The 22,566-nt window shown below is 73.0% G+C and carries 21 protein-coding genes; 11 read left to right on the forward strand and 10 right to left on the reverse strand.

Going from position 1 to position 22,566, the window contains the following annotated elements:
* The first annotated feature begins 8 nt into the window (after positions 1-8).
* Complete coding sequence (locus AC07EJ_RS37785; RefSeq protein ID WP_389476922.1) at positions 9-644, forward strand: DedA family protein; 636 nt, start codon at positions 9-11, stop codon at positions 642-644.
* 44 nt (positions 645-688) lie between these two features.
* Here AC07EJ_RS37785 and AC07EJ_RS37790 read toward each other — a convergent pair whose 3' ends face one another.
* Entirely contained in the window at positions 689-1,222 is a 534-nt protein-coding gene (locus AC07EJ_RS37790) for a gamma carbonic anhydrase family protein (protein ID WP_389476920.1), read from the reverse strand.
* A gap of 144 nt (positions 1,223-1,366) precedes the next feature.
* Between AC07EJ_RS37790 and AC07EJ_RS37795 the strand changes: the two genes are divergently transcribed.
* Positions 1,367-2,179, forward strand: a complete 813-nt coding sequence (locus AC07EJ_RS37795; protein ID WP_389476918.1) for an acyltransferase — start codon at positions 1,367-1,369, stop codon at positions 2,177-2,179.
* Between the two features lie 72 nt (positions 2,180-2,251).
* Here the strand turns inward: AC07EJ_RS37795 and AC07EJ_RS37800 are convergent, their stop codons facing one another.
* Entirely contained in the window at positions 2,252-3,118 is an 867-nt protein-coding gene (locus AC07EJ_RS37800; protein WP_393584356.1) for an EamA family transporter, read from the reverse strand.
* Positions 3,119-3,221: 103 nt separating this feature from the next.
* Here AC07EJ_RS37800 and AC07EJ_RS37805 point away from each other — a divergent pair, with 103 nt between their 5' ends.
* The 4 genes from AC07EJ_RS37805 (at position 3,222) to AC07EJ_RS37820 (ending at position 6,204) form a co-directional block, all read left to right on the forward strand.
* A complete protein-coding gene (locus tag AC07EJ_RS37805; protein ID WP_389476914.1) occupies positions 3,222-3,794 on the forward strand; it encodes a helix-turn-helix domain-containing protein in 573 nt (190 codons plus the stop codon).
* 43 nt (positions 3,795-3,837) lie between these two features.
* Positions 3,838-4,395: a YbaK/EbsC family protein gene (locus AC07EJ_RS37810; RefSeq protein WP_478885950.1), complete on the forward strand. Its 558-nt coding sequence runs from the start codon at positions 3,838-3,840 to the stop codon at positions 4,393-4,395.
* Between the two features lie 99 nt (positions 4,396-4,494).
* Positions 4,495-5,346: a hypothetical protein gene (locus AC07EJ_RS37815; protein WP_389476910.1), complete on the forward strand. Its 852-nt coding sequence runs from the start codon at positions 4,495-4,497 to the stop codon at positions 5,344-5,346.
* An 87-nt stretch (positions 5,347-5,433) separates the two neighbouring features.
* Positions 5,434-6,204: a cupin domain-containing protein gene (locus AC07EJ_RS37820; RefSeq protein WP_389476908.1), complete on the forward strand. Its 771-nt coding sequence runs from the start codon at positions 5,434-5,436 to the stop codon at positions 6,202-6,204.
* A 38-nt stretch (positions 6,205-6,242) separates the two neighbouring features.
* Here the strand turns inward: AC07EJ_RS37820 and AC07EJ_RS37825 are convergent, their stop codons facing one another.
* The 3 genes from AC07EJ_RS37825 to AC07EJ_RS37835 all read right to left on the reverse strand — a co-directional run bounded on the left by AC07EJ_RS37825 (position 6,243) and on the right by AC07EJ_RS37835 (position 9,211).
* A complete protein-coding gene (locus AC07EJ_RS37825; protein WP_389476906.1) occupies positions 6,243-6,650 on the reverse strand; it encodes a CoA-binding protein in 408 nt (135 codons plus the stop codon).
* An 80-nt stretch (positions 6,651-6,730) separates the two neighbouring features.
* Complete coding sequence (locus AC07EJ_RS37830; protein WP_478885951.1) at positions 6,731-7,159, reverse strand: BlaI/MecI/CopY family transcriptional regulator; 429 nt, start codon at positions 7,157-7,159, stop codon at positions 6,731-6,733.
* A gap of 75 nt (positions 7,160-7,234) precedes the next feature.
* Positions 7,235-9,211: an APC family permease gene (locus tag AC07EJ_RS37835; protein ID WP_478885952.1), complete on the reverse strand. Its 1,977-nt coding sequence runs from the start codon at positions 9,209-9,211 to the stop codon at positions 7,235-7,237.
* Positions 9,212-9,383: 172 nt separating this feature from the next.
* Here AC07EJ_RS37835 and AC07EJ_RS37840 point away from each other — a divergent pair, with 172 nt between their 5' ends.
* The 3 genes from AC07EJ_RS37840 (at position 9,384) to AC07EJ_RS37850 (ending at position 14,262) form a co-directional block, all read left to right on the forward strand.
* Complete coding sequence (locus tag AC07EJ_RS37840; RefSeq protein WP_478885953.1) at positions 9,384-10,010, forward strand: YigZ family protein; 627 nt, start codon at positions 9,384-9,386, stop codon at positions 10,008-10,010.
* A gap of 95 nt (positions 10,011-10,105) precedes the next feature.
* A complete protein-coding gene (locus tag AC07EJ_RS37845; RefSeq protein WP_478885954.1) occupies positions 10,106-11,269 on the forward strand; it encodes an exonuclease SbcCD subunit D in 1,164 nt (387 codons plus the stop codon).
* Positions 11,266-14,262: an AAA family ATPase gene (locus AC07EJ_RS37850; protein WP_478885955.1), complete on the forward strand. Its 2,997-nt coding sequence runs from the start codon at positions 11,266-11,268 to the stop codon at positions 14,260-14,262. Before AC07EJ_RS37845 ends, AC07EJ_RS37850 begins: the two co-directional genes overlap by 4 nt.
* Before the next feature lie 19 nt (positions 14,263-14,281).
* Here the strand turns inward: AC07EJ_RS37850 and AC07EJ_RS37855 are convergent, their stop codons facing one another.
* Positions 14,282-14,737 (reverse strand): Lrp/AsnC family transcriptional regulator, encoded by a 456-nt coding sequence (locus AC07EJ_RS37855; RefSeq protein WP_389476894.1) that lies wholly within the window; start codon positions 14,735-14,737, stop codon positions 14,282-14,284.
* A gap of 146 nt (positions 14,738-14,883) precedes the next feature.
* On the opposite strand from AC07EJ_RS37855, the gene AC07EJ_RS37860 reads away from it, so the two are divergent.
* Complete coding sequence (locus tag AC07EJ_RS37860) at positions 14,884-15,369, forward strand: rhodanese-like domain-containing protein (protein ID WP_389476892.1); 486 nt, start codon at positions 14,884-14,886, stop codon at positions 15,367-15,369.
* 59 nt (positions 15,370-15,428) lie between these two features.
* On the opposite strand, the gene AC07EJ_RS37865 is transcribed toward AC07EJ_RS37860, so the two are convergent.
* Together AC07EJ_RS37865 and AC07EJ_RS37870 are read right to left on the reverse strand one after the other, a co-directional pair.
* Positions 15,429-17,132, reverse strand: a complete 1,704-nt coding sequence (locus AC07EJ_RS37865; RefSeq protein ID WP_478885956.1) for a DUF885 domain-containing protein — start codon at positions 17,130-17,132, stop codon at positions 15,429-15,431.
* Between the two features lie 35 nt (positions 17,133-17,167).
* Complete coding sequence (locus tag AC07EJ_RS37870) at positions 17,168-17,662, reverse strand: Lrp/AsnC family transcriptional regulator (protein ID WP_389476888.1); 495 nt, start codon at positions 17,660-17,662, stop codon at positions 17,168-17,170.
* A gap of 60 nt (positions 17,663-17,722) precedes the next feature.
* On the opposite strand from AC07EJ_RS37870, the gene AC07EJ_RS37875 reads away from it, so the two are divergent.
* Entirely contained in the window at positions 17,723-18,934 is a 1,212-nt protein-coding gene (locus AC07EJ_RS37875; protein WP_389476886.1) for a trans-sulfuration enzyme family protein, read from the forward strand.
* Between the two features lie 151 nt (positions 18,935-19,085).
* Here the strand turns inward: AC07EJ_RS37875 and AC07EJ_RS37880 are convergent, their stop codons facing one another.
* Both AC07EJ_RS37880 and AC07EJ_RS37885 read right to left on the reverse strand, forming a co-directional pair.
* Positions 19,086-20,537, reverse strand: coding sequence for a GNAT family N-acetyltransferase (locus tag AC07EJ_RS37880; protein ID WP_389476884.1), 1,452 nt, complete (start codon positions 20,535-20,537; stop codon positions 19,086-19,088).
* A 106-nt stretch (positions 20,538-20,643) separates the two neighbouring features.
* Positions 20,644-22,227: an alkaline phosphatase D family protein gene (locus AC07EJ_RS37885; RefSeq protein WP_478885957.1), complete on the reverse strand. Its 1,584-nt coding sequence runs from the start codon at positions 22,225-22,227 to the stop codon at positions 20,644-20,646.
* Positions 22,228-22,566: the final 339 nt, after the last annotated feature.

The following is a 22,566-nucleotide window of genomic DNA, read 5'->3' on the forward strand; positions in this document are numbered from 1 at the left end:
AATCGGCGTTGCACGTCCAGGAGTGGCTCGACACGGTACCGGCGGTCGCCGTCTACGCACTGGTGGCCGGGGTCATCGGCCTCGAGAGCCTGGGCATCCCGCTGCCGGGCGAGATCGTCCTCGTCTCGGCGGCCCTGCTGTCCTCCCAGAACGGTGACATCAACCCGATCGTCCTGGGCGCCTGCGCCAGCGCGGGAGCCGTCATCGGCGACTCCATCGGCTACGCCATCGGCCGCAAGGGCGGACGCCCCCTGCTGGCCTGGCTGGGCAACAAGTTCCCGCGCCACTTCGGCGAGGCGCACGTCGCGACCGCCGAGCGCTCCTTCGAGAAGTGGGGCATGTGGGCGGTCTTCTTCGGCCGCTTCGTCGCCCTGCTGCGCATCTTCGCGGGCCCGCTCGCGGGCGTGCTGCACATGCCGTACTGGAAGTTCCTCACCGCGAACTTCCTCGGCGGTGTCATCTGGGCCGGCGGCACGACCGCCGTCATCTACTACATCGGCGTGGTCGCAGAGGACTGGCTCAAGCGGTTCTCGTACTACGGGCTCGGCGCGGCCGTGCTGATCGGCCTGGCCTCCATGCTGATCGTCAGGCGCAAGGCGAAGAAGGCGGCGGCCGAGGCGCAGCCGGTCCCGGCCGCCGAGTGACCGTTGTCGCCTGACGGTCACTGTCAGGCGACACTCCTCAACTGTCAGTCGTCCGCGTGCGCCGCGCGGTGGGCCTTCGCCAGTTCCACGTAGAGCGTGCCGTTCAGGGTGATGCCGGCCCGCTCCTCCTCGGTCAGCGGCCGCTTCACCTTGGCGGGCACGCCGGCCACCAGTGAGCCCGGCGGGACCTGCATCCCCTGCGGGACGAGGGCCTGCGCGGCGACCAGGGAACCTGCGCCGATCACCGCGCCGTTGAGGACCGTGGCGCCCATGCCGACGAGGCAGTCGTCCTCGACGGTGCAGCCGTGCAGGACCGCGTTGTGTCCCACCGAGACCCGCTCGCCGACCGTCACCGGGAAGCCGGGGTCGACGTGCACCGTGCAGTTGTCCTGGATGTTGCTGTCGGCGCCGAGCACGATCGGGCCGCAGTCCGCGCGCAGCACCGCGCCGTACCAGACACTCGCCCCGGCGTGCAGGGTGACCTCGCCGATCACGACGGAGGTCGGCGCGGCGAACGCCTCATCGTCAAGCTCCGGATCCTTGCCGCCGATCCCGGTGATGAGTGCCTGCTGGCCCATCGCTGTGTCTCCTCTTCCGTCTTCCGCACCGACTGTGTCGCGCCAGAGCGAACCGTACGGGACGGCCCTGAGCAGGTGCTGCGTGGGGCGAAGATCACAGGCCAGGGCTCTGCACGGTGGCGTACGGCTGAGTAACGTGAGGCTGTGCCGAAGAACTGGAACGCGTTCTCATCCCGCGACTTCACCGGACGCCTGGCCCATCGCGCGGTGCAGGCGGGCTGGCGCCTGGCGCAGCGCGCGGGCGCGGTGACCGCGGCGCATCCCGGCCGCTACCGATTCGGGTCCCTCGGCCACGGCACCAAGCTGGCCTTCCCGCAGGGCACGGTCTTCGGCGAGCCGTGGATCCATCTCGGCGCGCACTGCATCATCGCCGAACAGGTCACTCTCACCGCCGGCCTGATGCCCGACCTCGACCTCGGGGCCGAGCCGATCCTGCGCATCGGGGACGGCGTCGTCCTCGGCCGCGGCAGCCACGTCATCGCCGACACGACGGTCACGATCGGCAGCGACTGCTACTTCGGGCCGTACGTCTACGTGACCTCGACCAACCACTCGTACGACGACCCGCATCAGCCCATCGGCAAGCAGTGGCCGCGGATGGAGCCGGTGGAGATCGGGCCCGGCTGCTGGATCGGCACCGGCGCGGTGATCCTGCCGGGGGCGCGGCTCGGCCGGAACGTCGTGGTGGCCGCCGGTGCCGTCGTGCGCGGCGAGGTGCCGGACCACGCGGTGGTGGCCGGCGCCCCCGCCAGGGTCGTGCGGAGCTGGGACGAGGAGAAAGGGTGGCAGCCGCCGCTGCGCACGCCGGCCCCCGCCCCGATCCCCGAAGGGATCACCCCCGAGCAACTCCTCGCGCTCGCGGACCTGGACGGGGTCGAAGACGTCGAAGGGATCGAAGGGGGCGCCGGGATCGAAGGGATCGAAGAGGGCGCCCAGCCGGGCGCGAGCCCGGCCTGATCCATACGAGAGGCCCTAGGGGTGTCCGGCGGATCATGGCCGGGGTCGCGGCCCTGATCCGCCGGACACCCCCTAACCCGTCGCCAGCAGCACCGTGCCCACCAGTGCGAGGCCTGCCCCCGCGGCCTGCACCCCGCGCAGCCGCTCGCCGAGGAAGCCGCGCGCGGCCAGCGCTGTGACGACGGGGTAGAGCGAGGCGAGCACGGCGGCCACGGTGACCGGGCCCTGGTGCGCGGCCATCGCGTACGTACCGTTGGCCGCCACGTCGGCGAGGCCCACGAACGCCAGTGCCGGGAGCGCCGACCGGACCACCGCCATCCCGCCGTCCTCGGGAAGGGCCCGGCCGCCGCGCCGCACGGACACGTACAGGGCCGTGCCGCCCGCAGCCACGTTGGTCACCCGCTGCACGAAGAGCGCCAGGAACAGCCCCGTCACGGTCGTCGAGGCCTCCGCGATCAGGGCCATCACCGCGCCGAAGCCGAACGCCGCGAGCAGCGTGAGCAGGACCGCCTGGCGCTGCACGGGCGCGCCCCTGAACTGCGGCCCGCCGGCCAGGATCACCCCTGCGACGGCCACGCCGATGCCCGCGAACTGGAGCAGCCCGGGACGCTCGCCGAGCACCAGGCCGACGGCCACGGGGACGGTGACGCCGAGCGAGCCGAGGGGCGAGACGACGCCCATCGGGCCGAGGGCGAGCGCCTTGTAGAAGGCGAGCATGGCGACCGGCCCGACGAGACCCGCCGCGACGGCGAACCACAGCTGCGGTCCCGCCTCGCTCCAGGCGCCGGTCGCGGCCACGATCGCGCCGAGCACGGTGACGGCGATGCCCTGCGAGACCACCACGACCGTGAGCGCGGGCGTTCGTCGCGTGAGGAGCCCTCCGCCGAAGTCGGCCAGGCCCCACATGAGGCTCGTGGCCAGGGCGAAGAGTGCTGTCATGGTCGGCCTCGCAGTACAGTGTGGTGAACATCGGTGAATGCTTTGTTGCACCACACGTTAGTTCAATCAATTGAACGCTGTCATCCATAATATTGGACGGAATGTGTCGGACCTCGATCTGCTGACCCAGTCTCTCGGCCGCAACGTCAAGCGCTGGCGCACCGAGCGGGGCTTCACCCTCGACGGTCTCGCCACCCGCGCCGGAGTCAGCCGCGGCATGCTCATCCAGATCGAGCAGGCCCGCACCAACCCGAGCATCGGCACCGTCGTCAAGATCGGTGACGCGCTCGGCATCAGCATCACCACCCTGCTCGACTACGAACAGGGCCCGAAGGTCCGCATCGTCCCGCCCGAGCAGGCCGTACGCCTGTGGAGCACGGACGGCGGCAGCTACAACCGCCTGCTCGCCGGGACGGAGGCGCCCGGCCCCCTGGAGATGTGGGACTGGCACCTCGAACCGGGTGACGGCAGTGGCTCCGACCCGCACCCCGCGGGGACCGTGGAGCTGCTCCATGTGACGGCCGGGGAGCTGACCCTGGTCGTGGACGGCGCCGAGTACCGCGTGCCGGCGGGATCCAGCGTCTCGTTCGAGGCCGACGCCTCGCACTTCTATCGCAACGACGGCACCGAGGCGATGGAGATGACCATGGCCGTGTCGGTGCCGCCCGTACGCTGAGACGCCCGGCTCACCCGTCTCGGACGGCTGTTAGCGTGCGGCCATGCGCGCACCCATCGGAGATTTCGACCACGTCCGCCCCGCTGTCGAGGCGCTCGACCTGCTGACAGGCCCGGTGGCCGACGCCGTACGCAACTGGCACGGCACGGTCCCGGCGGAACAGCTGATCCACGTCGACACCGAGCCCGAGTGGGCGGACACCGCCACGTTCGTCGAGCGCTACGGCCCCGAGCTGCTCGCGGACTCGGCGAACTGCGTCGTCGTCGCCGGAAAGCGCGGCGGCGAGACGGCACTCGCCGCCTGCCTGGTCCTCTCCGGGGCCAAGGTCGACGTCAACGGAGCCGTACGCCGTCAACTGGGCGCCCGAAAGGCGTCGTTCGCCCCCATGGAGACGGCCACCGGAGCCACCGGCATGGAGTACGGCGGCATCACCCCGATCGGGCTGCCCGCCGACTGGCCGCTCCTCGTGGACGCGGCCGTCGTCGACCGGCCGCACGTCCTGATCGGCAGCGGAACGCGCCGCGGCAAGCTCATCGTGCCCGGCAAGGCGTTCCTCGAGCTGCCCGGCGCGGTGGTCCTCGAAGGGCTCGGCGTGAACTGATCCCGCCGGCCGGTGAACGAACCCGGAGGCCGCCGCGTCCGAGGAGCGGCTCCGCGCAGCGGCGCGGGAATCGGGTCGGGGAATCGGGTGGGGCGAATTATGAGAATCCGGACGGTGGCCGTGCTGGCCGCGGCGTCGGTGTCGCTGGTGTCAACTGCGGCCTGCAGCACGGCAGTTCCCGAGGGCCTGGTGGTGACCGGCTCCTCGCCGGCCGCCCCCTACCGCGGTCCTCTAAAGGCGAAGGCACCCGACGTCGACGGTGACGAGGACAATGTCCAGGGCGGGGGCGCCGCCGTCCTCGCCCTCGAATGCGCGGGCCGGCCCTACCAGGGCGGCGCCGGGGACGACGGCTGGGGCACGTCGGACGGCGCGGACTCGCCCGACCAGGCCCTGAGCGCGCTGGTGTCCGACCAGTTCTCCCGGTCCCTGCCGCGGCGCGGCTATCGCGTCGAGCGCGAGGCGGGCCGCCGCGTCCTGTACTCGTACGACGTGGCCGGCCGCACCCGCGTGGCCGTGATCGTCGCCAAGGACCTGCCCCGCAGGCCGGGCTGGGGTCTGGAGACGTACGCCCAGTGCGATCCGTCCGAGTTCGCCCGCCGGGACCGCGCCCACCTCGACATCCGGGTGTGGGCGGACCGCAACGGGCGCGCCGTCCCCGCCTCCGAGATCTTCAGCGCGACCGGACCCGAGCACTGCGACTGGCAGTCCGCGGAGTTCCTCCACCTCGGGGACCGCCAGTACCTCCGGGACCCCGGACACGCGCTGCCCCGCGAACTCCTGCACTCCTCGTACGCGCCGAGGACGCGGCTGCCCGAGGGGGCCACGGACACCGGCTACCGCGACGGGCGGCGCCAACTGTGGCTCTCCGTCGACAAGTCCGACGCGTATGTGCGGACCGGGGACGGTGTGGAGCGGTGGCCGGGGGCGATCGAGCCGATCGCGTGCATGTGAGGACCGGTGCGCTTAGGCTCCTCCTCGGAGCAAGCGCTTTCCCCGCCCTGTCACACCGCACCGACCGGCCTGGATGAGGAGCCCCAGATGCTCTCCGAACCCGCCCTCCCGTCGACCGGCCTCCCGCATCCGCTGCCCGGAGCCGTCGGCCTCTCCCACCTGAACGCCTACGAGTGGGAGGCCGCGGACGGCGTGTGCGGCGGCACCCCGCATCTGCACCTCGTGTGCACGGAGGCCTACGTCGTCACCGGCGGCCGCGGCGCCGTCCAGACGCTCAGCCCCGGCGGCTACCGCGAAGTCCCTCTGGAGGCAGGCTCGGTGGCGTGGTTCACGCCGGGCACCGTGCACCGGATGGTGCAGGGCGGCGACCTGCGCATCACCGTGCTGATGCAGAACACCGGTCTGCCGGAGGCCGGGGACGCGGTCTTCACCTTTCCGCCCGACGTGCTCGCCGACCCGCAGCGGTACGCCGCCGCGGCGACACTTCCGGCGCGGACGGGACCCCTGGCGGAGGCGGCGGCCCGGCGGCGGCGCGACCTCGCCGTCGAGGGCTATCTGCCCCTGCGTGAGGCGCTGTTGGCCGGGCGCTCAGGCCCCTACCTGGAATTCCAGCGCGCCGCCGCCCGCCTCGTCCGGGACAAGGTGCCCGCCTGGCGCGAGCTGTGGCGGGCCGGTGCACTGGCCACCGCCGAACGCACCGGCGCCCAGCTCGCGGCCCTCGAATCCGGCGACCCCGCCTACCTCACGGGATCGGCCTCGTACGACACGGGTCCCACCCGGCGCGGCGGCTACGGCATGTGCGGCCGCCGCGACGAGTACGAGCTACCAGGGGCCACGGTGCCGCGGTGCGACCCGTAACTGGCGCTTCTGGCACGGCAGTTGATGGGATGAGGCGGTCAGCCCAGGCGGGGAATCTCGATCGCCGGGCACTTGTCCATGACCATCGCAAGCCCCGCCTCGCGCGTGCTGTCGTACGCCGCCTCGTCGATCACGCCGAGCTGGAACCAGACCGCTTCCGCGCCGATCGCGCGGGCCTCGTCCGCGACCTGGCCCGCGAGGTGGGAGTTGACGAAGACGTCGACCACGTCGACCTTGAACGGGATCTCGTCGAGGGACGCGTAGCCCTGCTCGCCGTGGACCGTCTCGGCCTTCGGGTGGACCGGGACGACGCGCTTGCCGAAGCGCTGGAGGACCTCGGCGACGCCGTACGCGGCGCGCGCCCTGTTCGAGGAGAGGCCCACGACCGCCCAGGTGTCACCGAGCTCCGTGAGGATCCTGCGGACCGTCTCCTGATCGCCGTACATGCGCTGCCTCCTGGGGTCGACGGGCGTTCTCCGTGGTCAACAGGGCGGTGCCCTGCGGGATTCCCCGGGTCGGTGGCGCTTCAGACCTCGCGTGGGCCCGGGGCTTCGTCCGACCGGGCGTCCCGTCGGTCGGCCTGTCCGAGGAGGTCCCGCAGCAGCTGTCCGTCGTCCGGCGGCAGGGCGGAGACGAACCGGGCGAGGACCGCCCCGCGGTCCGTCTCGCCGTCGAGCACCTTGCGCATCCGCAGGGCGGCGAGCGCCGCCCCGTCGGCGGCCGGTGTCCACAGGAAGGAGCGGCCGTCCCGGGCGCGGGTCACCGCGCTCTTCGCGAGGAGCCGCGTCAGGATCGTCACCACGGTCGTGTAGGCGAGGCCGCCGCCGACCCGCTCCTGGACCCAGGCCGCCGTCACGGGACCCGGCGCTTCGCGCAGCGCCGCGAGGACCTGGGCCTCCAGCTCGCCCTGCCCCCGGCGCCGCGGCCGCCGGCCGTCGTGTCCGTCCCGCGTCATGTCCCGTCGCCCTCCGTCCCGGCCGTAGCCCACGCGTGGGCGCCACATCCTAGTCCGGAGCGATGCGCGCGCAGGTCAGCCCACGTGGACGCGGGGCCGCAGGGCGGGGTCGCGCTCGGCGCGGCGCAGCACCTCGCGGGTGACCGGCGCGACCTCGCCGTCGCCGAACACCAGGAAGCGCAGCAGATGGCTGACGGGGTGCCCCTCGGTCCAGTTGAAATACGCGTGCGGCAGCTCGCCCGTGCGGGCCCGCAGGCTCATCAGGACGGCCGCGATGGTGTTCGGGACGCCCGCGCCCTGGACGCGCAGGCGGCGTACGCCGTGCTTCTCGTCGCCGTGGACCTCCACCGGCGCGGTGAAGTCCGACGAGTCGTGGACGAAGACCTCCAGGAACAGGACGGGCCGCCCGTCCGGGATGTGGGTCTGCTCGCGCTGGCTGTACTCCTTGGCGCGGTACTCGGCCGTGGAGTGCTCGTCGGGCTCGTTCGCGATGATGCGCAGCGGACCGTGGCCCGCGGCCTCGTCGATGATCCGCGCCGCCGTCTCGTCGAACGTGACGTCGACCGCCCGCAGTTCGAACGCGCGGTGCACGCGCGACGCGAACGAGGTGAGGAGGATCCCGACGATGAACAGGAGGGCGATCTTGATGCCGTCGGGCCGCTCGATGACGTTCGTGACGAGCGTGTACCCGAACACGGCGGTGATCACCCCGAAGCCGACGGTCGCGGCCCGGCGCCCGCGCGAGCGCACCGCGACCGTCGAGGCGAACGACGCCGACAGCATCAGGACCAGGACGCCGGTCGCGTACGCGCCGCTCTGGTCGTCCACGTTCGCGTTGAACCAGAGCGTGATGAAGACGGCGATCGTCATGAAGAGGAGTACCAGCGGGCGGACGGCGCGCGTCCACTCCGGGGCCATGCCGTAGCGCGGCAGATAGCGCGGCACGAGGTTGAGGAGCCCGGCGAGCGCGGAGGCTCCGGCGAACCACAGGATCGCGATGGTCGAGACGTCGTACACCGTGCCGAAGCCCTCGCCCAGGTACTGGTGCGCGAGGAACGCGAGGGCTCGCCCGTTGGCCGGGCCGCCGCTCTCGAACGCGGACTGGGGGATCAGGATCGTCGTCGCGAGGCTGGAGAGCAGCAGGAAACCGCTCATGATCAGCGCGGCCGTCGTGAGCAGCTTGCGGGTGTCGCGCACCCGGCCCTCGGGCCGCTCGTACGTGTCCGTGGCGTCGCCCCGCACCTGCGGCATCACGGCGACGCCCGTCTCGAAGCCGGACATGCCGAGCGCCAGCTTCGGGAAGACGAGGAGTGCCACGCCGATCATCGCGAGGGGCGAGGAGTGCGCGGCGGTCATGGCGTCCCACCAGTTGCCGATCTTCACCGGCTCGGTCAGGACGTGCCACGCGGCGGTGATGAGGACGACCACGTTCAGTACGAGATAGAGGGCGACGAGCACGACCGCCACCCGTATCGCCTCACGGAATCCCTTGAGGAACACCGCGCCGAGGCCCGCCACCAGGAACAGCGTGATCCAGGTGTTCGCGCCGTCGAGCGAGGCGGGCGCGAAGGGGTTCTCGACGACGTGCGCCGCGGCGTCCGCCGCCGACAGCGTGATCGTGATCATGAAGTCCGTGGCGGCGAACCCGAGCAGCACCAGGACGAACAGCTTCCCCGCCCACCACGGAAGGAGCCGCTCCAGCATCGCGATGGACCCCTCGCCGTGCGGGGACTCCTTGGCGACGCGGCGGTAGACCGGCAGCGCGCCGCCGAGCGTGAGCGCGATCAGGACAAGGGTGGCCAACGGGGAAAGAAGTCCCGCGGCGAGCGCGGCGATGCCCGGCTGGTAGCCGAGGGTCGAGAAGTAGTCCACGCCCGTCAGGCACATCACCCGCCACCACGTGTGGCCCTTGTGCTCGGCCGGTGGCGTGCCGTGCGGTCCCGGATGCCGGGCCGTCGTCTCGCTCAGACCTTCGAGGAGCCAGGACCGCCATCGCGGGGAAGGTGGCCGGACGGCCGTGCTTTCGACGCGTTCGGCCTGCGTGCCGGTCATGGGCGGAACTGCTTTCTGTCGTGCCGGTACGGACCCGGGGGTACATCCGCGCGGGAAGCCGCGGGACGAACGCCCCGCGGCTTCCCGCGACGACGAGCGAGTATTCACCACCGCGTGACCCGGGCGACGGGCGGGGGCGAGCGAACCCCGGCACGCGGCATACGCTGGCCGGATGCAGGACGAGTACCGCACCGTGGCCCGTGAGGGCGTGCACGAGACCGAGATCAACCGCTCCCGGTTCCTGTGCGCGCTCGCGCCCGCGGCCACCGAGCGCGAGGCCCAGGACTTCGTGGCGCGCATCCGCAAGGAGCACCCCACCGCGTCCCACAACTGCTATGCGTACGTCATCGGCGCCGACGCCTCCGTGCAGAAGGCGAGCGACGACGGCGAACCGGGCGGCACGGCGGGCGTCCCCATGCTCCAGATGCTCACGCGCCGCGAGATGCGCTACGTCGTCGCCGTCGTGACCCGCTACTACGGAGGCGTGAAGCTCGGCGCGGGCGGCCTGATCCGTGCCTACGGGGGAGCGGTCGGCGAAGCGCTCGACGCGCTGGGCACCCTCACCCGGCGCCGCTTCCGGCTCGCCACCATCACCGTCGACCACCAGCGCGCCGGCAAGGTGCAGAACGATCTGCGGTCCACGGGACGTGAGGTGCGTGACGTCCATTACGGGGAGGCGGTCGTGATCGAGATCGGCCTGCCGGACGCCGACGTGGACGCCTTCCGTGCGTGGCTGGCCGATGTCACCGCCGGCACCGCGGAGTTCGAGCTCGGGGGAGAGGCGTACGGGGACGCGTGAGCAGCACCGGCGGGCGGGCCACGCGGCGCCGGAGCGGGTACCGATACGCCGGTAGCCGCCCGTGATGTCCGACCCGCCCGTTAGTCTCGGGGATCATGAGGCTGCTGCACACTTCCGACTGGCATCTCGGCCGGGCGTTCCACCGGGTGAACATGCTCGGCGCCCAGGCCGAGTTCATCGGTCACCTCGTCGCGACCGTCCGTGAGCGGGACGTCGACGCGGTGGTCGTGTCGGGTGACGTGTACGACCGCGCGGTGCCGCCTCTCGCCGCGGTCGAGCTGTTCGACGACGCCCTGCACCGCCTCGCCGACGAGGGCATCCCCACGGTGATGATCTCCGGGAACCACGACTCGGCGCGCCGCCTCGGCGTCGGCGCGGGGCTCATCGGCCGCGCCGGCATCCACCTGCGCACCGACCCCGGCGCCTGCGCGACCCCCGTCCTGATCCCGGACGCCGCCGGTGACGTCGCCTTCTACGGCCTTCCCTATCTCGAACCGGCGCTGGTGAAGGACGAGTTCGCCGTGTCGAAGCCGGGCCACGAGGCCGTCCTGGCCGCAGCCATGGACCGAGTGCGGGCCGATCTGGCCGAGCGCCCGCCCGGCACCCGGTCCGTCGTCCTCGCACACGCCTTCGTCACCGGCGGCGAGGCCAGCGACAGCGAGCGCGACATCACCGTCGGCGGAGTCGCCGCCGTCCCCTGTGGCGTCTTCGACGGCGTCGACTACGTGGCGCTCGGCCATCTGCACGGCAGCCAGGTCATCTCGGAGCGCGTGCGCTACTCCGGCTCGCCGCTCCCGTACTCCTTCTCCGAGGCCGACCACCAAAAGAGCATGTGGCTCGTCGACCTGGACGCGGACGGGTTCGCCGGCGCCGAGCGCGTCGACTGCCCGGTGCCCAGGCCGCTCGCGCGGATCCGTGGGGACCTCGCGGATCTCCTCGCGCGCCCGGACCTCGCCGCGCACGAGGAGGCGTGGGTCGAGGCCACCCTCACCGACCCGGTCAGGCCCGACGACCCCATGGCCCGCCTCACCGAGCGGTTCCCGCACACCCTCAGCCTCGCCTTCGACCCGCAGCGTGCCCCCGAGGACCCCGACGTCTCGTACGCGCAGCGGCTCAAGGGGCGCGACGACCAGCAGATCGCGGAGGACTTCGTGACCCACGTGCGCGGCACCGGACCCGACGAGGCCGAGCGCGCCGTCCTGTGTGAGGCCCTCGACGCCGTACGGATCGACGACACCCGGCGCGAGGTCGCGCGATGAGGCTCCACCGGCTGCGGATCACCGCCTTCGGACCCTTCGGGGAAAGCCAGGAAGTCGACTTCGACGACCTGTCCTCGGCGGGCCTCTTCCTGCTCCACGGCCCCACGGGTGCCGGCAAGACCTCCGTCCTCGACGCGGTCTGCTACGCCCTGTACGGCTCGGTACCCGGCGCCCGGCAGGGCAGCGGCCAGGGCACGTCCCTGCGCAGCGACCACGCCGCGCCCGGCACGCGCACCGAGGTCACCCTCGACCTCACCGTCGCGGGGCGCCGCCTGGAGCTGACCCGGCAGCCCCCGTGGGAGCGCCCCAAGAAGCGCGGCACGGGCACCACCACGGACAAGGCCCAGAGCTGGCTGCGCGAGTACGACGCCACGGCGGGCACCTGGAAGGACCTCAGCCGCTCCCACCAGGAGATCGGCGAAGAGATCAGCCAGCTCCTCGGCATGAGCAAGGAGCAGTTCTGCCAGGTCGTCCTGTTGCCGCAGGGGGACTTCGCGCGGTTCCTGCGGGCCGACGCCGAAGCCCGCGGAAAACTCCTCGGACGGCTCTTCGACACCCGCCGCTTCGCCGCGGCCGAGCAGCGCCTCGCCGAGCAGCGCCGCGCCGCCGAGAGCGAAGTACGCGCGGCCGACGCCGAGCTGCTCGCCGACGCCCACCGCATGCAGCAGGCCGCCGGGAACATCGTCGAACTGCCCGCCACCGACGCCGCGCCCGGCGACCCCGGGCTCGCCGACTCCGTCCTCACCTGGGCCGCCGTCGCCCGCTCCACAGCCCGCGAGCGGCTCACCGTCGCCCACCTCGCGCTGACCGCCGCCGATGCGGCCCGCACCGAGGCGCAGCGCGAGCTGGCCGGCGTGGAAGAAGTGCACCGGCTGCAGCGGCGGTTCGAGGAGGCCCGGGAGCGGGCCGCCCGGCTCGACGAGCGGGCCGATGAGTACCGGCGGGTCCAGGAGCGCATGGAGCGGGGCCGCAAGGCCGAGGCCGTCGCGCCCGCCCTCGAGCTGCGCGAGGCCGCGGAGAGGGAGAACGCCAGGGCCGCGAGCGAGGACGCACGCGCGCGTGCCGCGCTGCCCGAGTCGTTCGACGGCGCCGGCGCGGCGGGCCTCGCCTCCGCCGCGCGGAAGGCGGCCGAGGAGCTCGGCGGACTGGAGTCCGCCCGGCGCGCCGAGCTGCGCCTGACAGAACTCGCCGGGCAGCGGCAAGGACTCGACCGCGAGGAGCGGGCCGACGACGAACTGCTCCAGGAAGCGGCGAGCTGGCTCGACGGCTGGGAGAGCACCCGGGCCGCGCTCCAGGAAGCCGTCGAGTCCGCGCAGGACGCCGCGACGCGCACCGAGCACCTGGCGGGTCAACTGGAGCCTGCACAGCAGAGGTTGGAGGCCTCCCGGCGTCGCGACCAGCTCACCGGCGAAGTCGCCGAGGCCCAGGCCGGCGCACTGCGTGCCCGCGAGGACGCCGCGGCCGCCCATGAGCACTGGCTCGGCCTCAAGGAACAGCGGCTGAACGGGATCGCGGCCGAGCTGGCCGCGCAGCTCGTCCCCGGCGAGAGCTGCGCGGTGTGCGGATCCACCGACCACCCCGACCCCATGCGCAAGACCGCGGAGCACGTCGGCCGCGACGCCGAGGAGTCCGCCCTCGCCGCGTACCGCCGCGCGGACGACGCGCGCACCGCGCAGGAGGGCCGTCTCGCCGCGGTGCGCGAGTCCCTCGCCGCCGCCACGGCCGCCGCCGGGGAGACATCCGCCCTGGAACTCGCCGAGGCCGCCGACGAGTTGCGCGCACGACACGCCGAGGCGCGCGGACTCGCCTCCGGACTGCACGCCGCGCGTGAGGCCCTCGGTCAGGCCGAGGGCGAGCACGACCGCAGACTCGCCGCACAGCAGGAAGCCGCACGTCGCGCGGTCGCCCGAGCCACCCTGCGCGAGAGCTTCGACCGTGAACAGGGCGCCCTGGAGGGCGACTTGGCACAGGCGCGGGGGACGGAGGCCAGTGTCGGCGCGCGCGCCGCGCAGCTGGAGCGGCTCGCGGCGCAGCTCACGGCCGCCGCGGACGCCGCGCGCGGCGCCGACGACTGTGCCAAGCGGCTCAAGGACGCCGACGCGCGACTCGCCGACGCGGCGTTCCGCGCCGGGTTCGACACGCCGCAGGCCGCCGGCGCCGCCCTCCTGGACGACGACCGGCACCGGGAGCTCCAACACCGGCTCGACGCCCGCCAGTCCGAGGAGGCCGCGGTGCGCGCCGTGCTCGCCGAGGGGGACACCGCGGCAGCGGCCCGGCAGGCGCCCGCCGATGTGGCCGCGGCGCGGCACGCCGCCGAGGCGGCCGACCGGCGGGTGCGCGAGACGGCGTCCGCGCGCGACGACGCGGCCCGCCGCTGCACCGAGATCGACCGGCTCTCCGCCCGCTGTGCCACGGCCGTCCGGGGGCTCGCTCCGCTGCGCGCCGCGTACGACCGGGTGGCGCGCATGGCAGGGCTCGCCGCCGGCACGTCCGCGGACAACGAGCGCAAGATGCGCCTGGAGTCCTATGTCCTCGCGGCCCGGCTCGAACAGGTCGCGGCCGCCGCGACCGCGCGACTGGCCCGCATGTCGTCCGGCCGCTACACGCTGGTGCACTCCGACGGCCGTACGGGGCGCGGCCGTTCGGGCCTCGGCCTGCACGTCGTCGACGCGTGGACGGGGCGCGAGCGGGACACCGCGACGCTCTCCGGCGGGGAGACGTTCTTCGCGTCGCTCGCTCTCGCCCTCGGCCTCGCGGACGTCGTCACGGACGAGGCGGGCGGGGTCCGTCTCGACACCCTGTTCATCGACGAGGGCTTCGGCAGCCTCGACGACCAGACCCTGGACGAGGTGCTCGACGTCCTGGACTCCCTGCGCGAGCGGGACCGCAGCGTCGGCATCGTCAGCCACGTCGCCGACCTGCGGCGCCGGGTGCACGCGCAGCTGGAGATCGTGAAGGGGCGGTCGGGGTCCGTCGTACGGCAGCGGTCCTGAGTGCGCGCCCGGTGGCGGGTCAGTGGCCGAGCGGGCGCCGGGGCAGCGGGGACGAGTAGACCACGCTGGTCGTCACCGAACCGAGCGCGCCGATCCTGCCGGAGACCTCCTCCAGGTGCTGCATCGAGCGCGCGGCGACCTTGATGACGAAGCAGTCGTCGCCGGTGACGTGGTGCGCCTCAAGGATCTCCGGCGTCACCTCGACGAGGTCGTGGAACGGCTTGTAGTGCCCGTTCGGATAACGCAGCCGTACGAACGCCAGGATGGGCAGGCCGATCCGCTCCGGGACTACCACCGCCGCATAGCCCGCGATCACCCCGGCCTCCTCCAGGCGCTTCACCCGCTCGGTGACGGCGCTGGCGGACATGGAGACGGCGCGCGCGAGCTCGGCGTAGCTCGCCCGGCCCTCGCGCTGGAGGACGTCGAGGATGCGCCAGTCGGTGGCATCGGGGGTGTACGGGGATTCACCGGTCATGAGGCAGCAATAGCAGGGACATCCCCGGCCGATCAAGGGGGATGCCGGGGATCGTCACTTCAGGAAGATCGTCAGGGACCGTAGATTTCTGGTCGAGGGCGGCACGGTCGTGCGGCCCGCAGCGATCCGCCCGGGAGGCCGACATCATGACCGCGACCACCACCGTCAACCCCAACGCCGTGCTCCGCGTGCCCCCGGCGTCCCCCTCCGCGGCCGCCGCCTACTTCGGCGCGAGCCTCGCCTTCCACGCCGACGTGTCCGACGTGGCCTCGGCGCTCGCGGCCGGCGGCGACCCGGGCTTCGTCGTCATCGACACCCGCTCCACCGCGTCGTGGGACCAGGGACACGTACCCGGCGCCGTCCACCTGCCCACCGCGCTCATCGCCGAGCAGGCCGAACAGCTCCTCGCCAAGACGGTGCCCGTCGTCACGTACTGCTGGGGCCCGGGCTGCAACGGCGCCACGCGCGCGGCCCTCGCCCTCGCCGAACTCGGGTTCCAGGTCAAGGAGATGCTCGGCGGCTTCGAATACTGGGCCCGGGAGGGCTTCGCGTACGAGACGTGGGAGGGGCCCGCGCGGCGCGAAGCCGACCCGCTGACGGCGCCGGTCGACTCGGACGACTGCGGCTGCTGAGCGCGACCGTACGTACGCGGCGCGGGCGGCAGCCCCAAGTGCCGCCGCCCGGAGCCGAGTTACAGCTGAGACAGCTCGTCGACCAGGTCGTCGAGGCCGAGCGACCCCTGCGAGAGCGCCGCCATGTGCCAGGCCTTCGCGTCGAACGCGTCCCCGTGCCTGGCCTGCGCGTTGGCCCGGCCGAGCAGCCACGCGCGCTCGCCCAGCTTGTAGCCGATCGCCTGCCCGGGGATGGACAGATAGCGGGTCAGCTCGCTCTCCACGAAGTCCGCGGGCCGGCTGCTGTGCGCCCCGAAGAACTCCTGCGCGAGGTCGGGCGTCCACCGCTCGCCCGGGTGGAACGGCGAGTCCGCAGGGATCTCCAGCTCCAGATGCATACCGATGTCGACGATGACGCGGGCCGCGCGCATCATCTGCGCGTCCAGATACCCGAGCCGCCGCTCGGCGTCCGTGAGGAAGCCCAGCTCGTCCATCAGGCGCTCCGCGTACAGCGCCCAGCCCTCGGCGTTGGCGCTCACCATGCCGACGCTCGCCTGGTAGCGCGACAGGCTGTCCGCGACGTGCGTCCACTGCGCGAGCTGGAGATGGTGACCGGGCACGCCCTCGTGGTACCAGGTGGAGACCAGGTCGTAGACGGGGAACCGGGTCTGGCCCATCGTCGGCAGCCAGGTGCGCCCCGGCCGTGTGAAGTCCTCGGACGGCGCCGTGTAGTAGGGGGCCGCGGCGCTGCCGGCCGGGGCGATCCGGGACTCCACCTTCCGGACCCGCTCGGCGAGTTCGAAGTGCACGCCGTCCAGGGCCTCGATCGCCTCGTCCATCACGCCCTGGAGCCAGCGCTGCACCTCCTCCACGCCCTCGATGTGCGTGCCGTGCTCGTCGAGGTGCGCGAGCGCCACCCACGGTGTCGCGGCGCCGGGCAGGATCTTCTCCGCCTCGGTCCTCATCTCGGCGAGCAGGCGGTGGTACTCCGCCCAGCCGTACGCGTACGCCTCGTCCAGGTCGAGGTCCGTGCCGTTGTAGTAGCGCGACCAGCGGGCGTACCGCTCGCGGCCCACCGTGTCGGGCGAGCCCTCGATCGCGGGCGCGTACACGTCGCGCATCCAGTCGCGCAGCTCGACCACCGCGGCCGTCGCGGCGCTGCCCGCCGCGTCCAGCTCGGCGCGCAGCGCCTCGGGCCCGTCCGCGGTGAAGTCCTCGAACCAGCCGCGTCCTTCGCCCGCCCACTCGGTGAGCTGGCCGATGAACGTGGCGGTGGGGCGCGGTCCCCCGTGGAGCTTCTTGTCCAGGCCCAGCGAGAGCGTCTCGCGGTATCCGGCGAGTGCCCCCGGCACGGCGCGCAGCCGCTCGGCGACGGCCGCCCAGTCCGCGTCCGTCGCGGTCGGCGTGAGGGTGAACACCTCCCGCACGTTGTGGACGGGCCCGCCCAGGTTGGTGACGGCCCGCAGGTTCTCCTCCGCGTCGTGCACGGCGAGTTCGGCCGTGAGGCGCTCCCGCAGGAGCCGGCCGCAGCGGCGCTCGATCGCGCTGTCGGCGCCGGGCCTGCGCTCCGCCTCGTCGAGTCGCGCGAGGGTCGCCCGCGCGAGATCGGCCGTCGCCTGCTGGCCGGCGGGTGAGAGGTCGGGCAGCTTGCTGTGGCTCTCGGGCACGCCGAGGTAGGTGCCGGTGACGGGATCGAGGGCGATGAGCTCGTCGACGTAGGCGTCGGCGACCTGGCGGGGGAGCGGTCCGGTGACGGCTGCTGTGGTGGCTGACGAATCTGGCATGCCGCCATCGTCGTACGCGGTGGGGGGCCGCGTCATCAAGATTCACCGACGGCGTCGGCGGACGGGGGCAGCAGCGGGCCGCACTCCCACTGCTGGAAGATCAGCCGGGTCTCGACGCGTGCCACCTCGCGGCGGGCGGTGAACTCGTCGAGCACGAGCCGCTGGAGGTCGGCGGTGTCGTGCACGGCGACATGCACCAAGTAGTCGTCGGGGCCCGTCAGATGGAAGACCGACCGCGCCTCCGGCAGCGCCCGGATCCGCTCCACGAACGGGCCGACCAGCTCGCGCCGGTGCGGCCGCACCTGCACCGAGAGCAGGGCCTGGAGCCCGCGGCCCAGCTTCGCCGGGTCGAGGCGCAGCTGATGCCCGAGGATCACGCCGGACCGGCGCAGCCGGGTCACGCGGTCGAGGCAGGTGGACGGCGCGACGCCGACCTGCGCGGCGAGGTCCCGGTAGGTGATGCGGGCATCGTTCTGGAGGAGGCGCAGTATGTGCAGGTCAACCGGATCGAGTACGACGGAATCGGCCATCGGTCGAACGTAGCACGGGGTTTGGCCGATGAACCCCGGCCGTTGTTCAGGCTGTCGCCCATGGACAACGACCTGTACGCAGGGATGCACCCGGGCCCCGCCCACCGGCGGGCCCTGGCCACCGAAGCCGTGCACGCCGGCCGCGACGACCTCGCCGGACTCGGCCTGCACGCCCCGCCCATCGACCTGTCCACCACCTACCCGTCGTACGACAGCCGCGGCGAGGCCGCGCGCATCGACGCGTTCGCGGCGGACGGCGTCGTCGACGAGGGCCCGCCGGTGTACGCACGGCTCGGGAACCCGACCGTCGGCCGCTTCGAGACCGCGCTCGCCCGGCTCGAAGGGACCGAGAGCGCGGTCGCCTTCGCGAGCGGCATGGCCGCCCTGACCGCCGTGCTGCTCGCACGCAGCGGCGCCGGGCTGCGCCATGTCGTCGCCGTCCGGCCGCTGTACGGATGCAGCGACCACCTGCTCACCGCGGGGGCGCTCGGCACCGAGGTGACCTGGGTGGACCCGGCGGGCATAGCGGACGCGATCCGGCCCGACACCGGGCTCGTGATGGTGGAGTCACCCGCCAATCCGACGCTCGCCGAACTCGATCTGCGGGCCGTGGCCCACGCCTGCGGGACGGTGCCGCTCCTCGCCGACAACACCTTTGCCACGCCGGTGCTCCAGCGGCCCGCCGAGCACGGCGCGCGGCTGGTGCTGCACAGCGCGACCAAGTTCCTCGGCGGGCACGGGGACGTCATGGGCGGGGTCGTGGCCTGCGACGAGGGGTTCGCCCGGCAGCTGCGCCAGGTGCGGTTCGCGACGGGCGGGGTGCTGCATCCGCTCGCCGGCTATCTGCTGCTCCGTGGCCTCGCGACGCTGCCGGTGCGGGTCAGGGCGGCGTCCGCGACGGCGGCCGAACTGGCGGCGCGGCTGTCCCGTGACCCGCGCGTCGCGCGCGTGCGCTACCCGCGGATCGGCGGCGCGCTGGTCGCCTTCGAGACCGTGGGCGACCCGCACGAGGTGATCCGCACGGTCCGGCTGGTCACCCCGGCCGTCAGCCTCGGCAGCGTCGACTCGCTCATCCAGCATCCGGCGTCCATCAGCCACCGCATCGTCGACGCCGGCGACCGCAGGTCGGCCGGGGTGAGCGACCGGCTGCTGCGACTGTCGGTGGGGCTTGAGGACGTCGAGGACCTGTGGGCGGACCTGGACAGGGCGCTGGGGGAGGCGGGCGGCGGTACGCGGCGTGCGACCACGGGGCGCCTACGGGTGCCGGAGTGACGTAGAGGAGCTTGCCCGGACCGGAATGAAGCAGGAGGGGACCGGTCCGGGCCGGACAGATGCCGGAGGGGACCGGTCCGGGTCGGACAGATGCCGGAGGGGACCGGTCCGGGCCGGCTCGTGGGGAGCCGGTCCCGGCCGGCCCCGGCCCTCAGTGCCGGTCGGCCTGCTCGTACGCCGCGCGGGGCGCGTCGTACGGCAGCCGCGACCTGACCGGGGTCGCCTCCAGGCGCGCCGTGATCACCAGCGTGCCTTCCTCGATCTGGTAGTCGAGGGGCAGACCGAGGCCGCGCATCGCCGCGACCATCCCGGTGTTGGACGCCTGCGTGACGGCGTACACGCTTTCGCAGCCCGCCTCGATCGCCATCGCGACCAGTCGGCCGAGCAGCTCGGTGCCGATGCCGCGGCGCTGCCAGTCGTCCTCGACGAGCAGCGCGATCTCCGTCTCGTCGCCGTCCCACAGAAGATGCCCGAGGGCGACGATGCGGCCCGACGCGGTCTGCGCGGCGAGCGTGCGGCCGAAGCGGGGGCTGAGCAGGTGGTTGAGGTAGCGGTCCGCGTCGCCGACGGGCCCGTGGTAGCGCTTGCTCAGGGTCGCGCGGGAGCAGCGCTCCTGCATGGCCTTGGCCGCCTGCACGTCGTTCGAGTCGGCCCGGCGCACGGTGATCGCGTTGCCCTCGGGGAGCGTCAGGACGTCCTGGCTGCGCGGGATGCGCGGGCCGAGCCGCGCGTCGAGCTCGACCAGAGCGCGGGCGCGCGCGAACTCGGTGGGCGTGAACGGCAGATACGGCCGCTCCACCGTGATCACGCCGCCTTCCGGGGCCCGTAGCCGGATCACGGTCCCTTCGAGCGCCCCCTCCACCGGCGCGGCCTCTGTGGTTCGGCCGCCCATCGTCGTGGCCGGCAGCGACCGGATGGTGCACCGGCCGAGCAACTGGCGTAGCGCCAGCGGGAGTTCCGCTGCGTCCAGGGCCGTGCGCGTGGCGAGACCGAGGATGCGGGTGGGGGCGTCCACGAGGTCGTGGGCGTCGGCCCGCTCGATCCAGGTGCCGGAGCCGCCCGCCAGGGACACGACCCGGCTGAGTTCGGCGGCGGGCAGGTCCTGCGGCGCGCGCAGCAGGAACTCGTCCACGGTGCCTTCGCCCAGCGGATGCGTCTGGAGGCTGAGGATGTCGACCCGCAGCGGGGCGAGCGCCGTGCACAGGGCCGCGAGCGACCCCGGTTCGTCACGGACCGTCGTCCGCATGCGCCACAGCACGGCCGCCGTGGCCTGGTCCGTCGCCCGCGGGCCGGCGCCCGCGGGGACCTCTGTGTCGGGCCGTTCCGACTGCCCGGCGCGCTCCGTGGGGAGCCGACGGGCGTTGGTATCGCCTGTCGGGGGTGCGTGGTTGTGGCGGCGTGCCCACCATGTGTGGAATCCGGCCGTGGCGAGGAGCACGACCGCCGAGATGGCGAGCAGCGCGGGGCCGTCGGGGCCGTGACCGACGAGGTTCGCCACGGCGTCCGCGACGGCCACGGCCGTGAACAGGGCGGCGAGCTCGACGACATCGCGCCGCCAGTGGTGGACGGGGCGGCCGTTCCGGGTCCGCCTCACATCAGACATGTCTGGACTCATACAGCCACTGTGAAGGAACGGTGTTGCGTGATCACGAACGCTTTGTGACCGATGGGTAAAGACTGCTTATGTCCCCTTTGCGCGGCCTTCGCCCCTACTGGCCGACGCGCCCCGGCTGAAGCACCTTCGTGAACAGCACGTCGCCGCCCTGCTGCCGCAGCCGTACGGTCAGCTCGCCGCTGCCGCCGTCGATGTCGACCTCGCCGAAGTATTGCGGGGTCTCCATCGGAGAGGTGTTGGCCCGGTCCGGCGCCTTGACGAAGCTCTGCTCGGGGCCGAACGTGCCGTCCAGCTTCACCGCCTGGAAACCGCCCGCCGCCAGCGGGCCCGAGACGAACTCCCAGAACGGCTCGAAGTCCTGGAACGCGGCGCGCGAGGGGTCGTAGTGCTGCGCCGACGTGTAGTGCACGTCCGCGGTGAGCCACAGCGTGCCCGTGATCCGGTCGTGCTTGATGTGGCGCAGCAGCTCGGCGATCTGCAGCTCGCGTCCGAGCGGCGCTCCCGGGTCGCCCTGCGCGACGGCCTCGAAGTTCACCGCGCCGTCGGCCACCACCAGGCCGAGCGGCATGTCGGAGGCGATCACCTTCCAGACGGCCCGCGACCGGGACAGCTCACGCTTCAGCCAGGCCAGCTGGCGCGCGCCGAGGATCCCGGTCGCGTCGTCGGGCTGCCGGCCCGGGGAGTTGGCGTTGCGGTACGAGCGCATGTCGAGCACGAACACATCGAGCAGGGGGCCCTGCCGCAGGACCCGGTACACGCGCCCCTCGTCGTCGCCCGGCGGCAGCGTGGAGACGGGGAAGTACTCGCTGAACGCCCGCAGGGACCGCGCGGCGAGGACGTTCGTGTCCTTCTCCGTGTAGCGGGCGTCGTCCAGGATCTGGCCCGGGTACCAGTTGTTGTGCACCTCGTGGTCGTCCCACTGGACGATCGAGGGCACCTGCGCGTTGAAGCGGCGCACGTTCGCGTCGAGGAGGTTGTAGCGGAACGCGCCGCGGAACTCGGCCAGCGTCTCGGCGACCTTGGACTTCTCCTCGGTCGTGACGTTCCGCCACACGCGCCCGTCCGGCAGCGTGACGCTGGGCAGGATGGGGCCGTCGGCGTAGATGTTGTCGCCGCTGCACAGGAAGAAGTCGGGGTTCAGGGCGCGCATGTCCTCGTACACGCGGTAGCCGCCGAGGTCCGGGTTGATGCCCCAGCCCTGCCCCGCGATGTCACCCGACCACAGGAAGCGCACCCCGTCGCGGCGGCCCACGGGAGTGGTGCGGAAGGTGCCGGTGACGGGTTCGCCCGTGCGGCGGGGGTCGTCGGGGTCGGCGAGCACCACGCGGTAGTGGATCTGCTCGCCCGGCGGCAGGCCGCGCAGGCGGGTGGTGCCGGTGAAGTCCGTGCCCGCGCCGATCAGCGGCCCGTGCCACGTGGTGGCCCGGCGGAACGACTCCGTGGCGGAGGTCTCCACGATCATGCGGGCGGGCCGGTCCGAGCGCGTCCAGATCAGCCCCGAGTGCGCGCCGACGTCGCCCGCCTGGACGCCCCACGCCGCCTTCGGGCGACCCGACAGGGCGAAGGCCGGAGCCGCGGCCGCTCCCACGGCGGGCAGCGCCAGCGCGGCGGAAGCGGCGAGCGAACCGCGCAGCACCCCGCGGCGGCCGGGCAGAGAACTCGGCGGACGGTGTGACATGAATACGCCTCCAGAAACGGGTTCCGACGACAGTGGATTCCGATGACAGTGATTTCCGACAACAGTGCGGGGCCACCACTGCGGGGGCGCCGCGGTGAAGCCACACCTACGGGCTCACCACGGCGCACACGCGAACCCCAAGTGAACAACTGCCCCTGGGGATCGGGGAACCCGGCGCGCTGCATCGCCTCACATGCCCCCGACGCCATTCTGACGAGAGGCCGAGACGCCAAGAGGCCGACAGGCCCTAGTTGTATTGAGCATGAGCGTTGTTGACACGCGCGGGCCTTGAAGAGGGCGAAGGCCTCCGTGTGTGGTGGAGGTGTCGAATCTTCACCG

The organism is Streptomyces sp. NPDC045026, assembly GCF_056432625.1.

Excerpts from the sequence above, each read along its gene's own strand:
- AC07EJ_RS37790 (WP_389476920.1), bottom strand. The coding sequence starts at position 1,222 with ATGGGCCAGCAGGCACTCATCACCGGGATCGGCGGCAAGGATCCGGAG.
- AC07EJ_RS37800 (WP_393584356.1), bottom strand. The coding sequence starts at position 3,118 with ATGACAGCACTCTTCGCCCTGGCCACGAGCCTCATGTGGGGCCTGGCC.
- AC07EJ_RS37810 (WP_478885950.1), top strand. The coding sequence starts at position 3,838 with ATGCGCGCACCCATCGGAGATTTCGACCACGTCCGCCCCGCTGTCGAG.
- AC07EJ_RS37815 (WP_389476910.1), top strand. The coding sequence starts at position 4,495 with ATGAGAATCCGGACGGTGGCCGTGCTGGCCGCGGCGTCGGTGTCGCTG.
- AC07EJ_RS37820 (WP_389476908.1), top strand. The coding sequence starts at position 5,434 with ATGCTCTCCGAACCCGCCCTCCCGTCGACCGGCCTCCCGCATCCGCTG.
- AC07EJ_RS37825 (WP_389476906.1), bottom strand. The coding sequence starts at position 6,650 with ATGTACGGCGATCAGGAGACGGTCCGCAGGATCCTCACGGAGCTCGGT.
- AC07EJ_RS37830 (WP_478885951.1), bottom strand. The coding sequence starts at position 7,159 with ATGACGCGGGACGGACACGACGGCCGGCGGCCGCGGCGCCGGGGGCAG.
- AC07EJ_RS37835 (WP_478885952.1), bottom strand. The coding sequence starts at position 9,211 with ATGACCGGCACGCAGGCCGAACGCGTCGAAAGCACGGCCGTCCGGCCA.
- AC07EJ_RS37840 (WP_478885953.1), top strand. The coding sequence starts at position 9,384 with ATGCAGGACGAGTACCGCACCGTGGCCCGTGAGGGCGTGCACGAGACC.
- AC07EJ_RS37845 (WP_478885954.1), top strand. The coding sequence starts at position 10,106 with ATGAGGCTGCTGCACACTTCCGACTGGCATCTCGGCCGGGCGTTCCAC.
- AC07EJ_RS37850 (WP_478885955.1), top strand. The coding sequence starts at position 11,266 with ATGAGGCTCCACCGGCTGCGGATCACCGCCTTCGGACCCTTCGGGGAA.
- AC07EJ_RS37855 (WP_389476894.1), bottom strand. The coding sequence starts at position 14,737 with ATGACCGGTGAATCCCCGTACACCCCCGATGCCACCGACTGGCGCATC.
- AC07EJ_RS37860 (WP_389476892.1), top strand. The coding sequence starts at position 14,884 with ATGACCGCGACCACCACCGTCAACCCCAACGCCGTGCTCCGCGTGCCC.
- AC07EJ_RS37865 (WP_478885956.1), bottom strand. The coding sequence starts at position 17,132 with ATGCCAGATTCGTCAGCCACCACAGCAGCCGTCACCGGACCGCTCCCC.
- AC07EJ_RS37870 (WP_389476888.1), bottom strand. The coding sequence starts at position 17,662 with ATGGCCGATTCCGTCGTACTCGATCCGGTTGACCTGCACATACTGCGC.
- AC07EJ_RS37875 (WP_389476886.1), top strand. The coding sequence starts at position 17,723 with ATGGACAACGACCTGTACGCAGGGATGCACCCGGGCCCCGCCCACCGG.
- AC07EJ_RS37880 (WP_389476884.1), bottom strand. The coding sequence starts at position 20,537 with ATGTCTGATGTGAGGCGGACCCGGAACGGCCGCCCCGTCCACCACTGG.
- AC07EJ_RS37885 (WP_478885957.1), bottom strand. The coding sequence starts at position 22,227 with ATGTCACACCGTCCGCCGAGTTCTCTGCCCGGCCGCCGCGGGGTGCTG.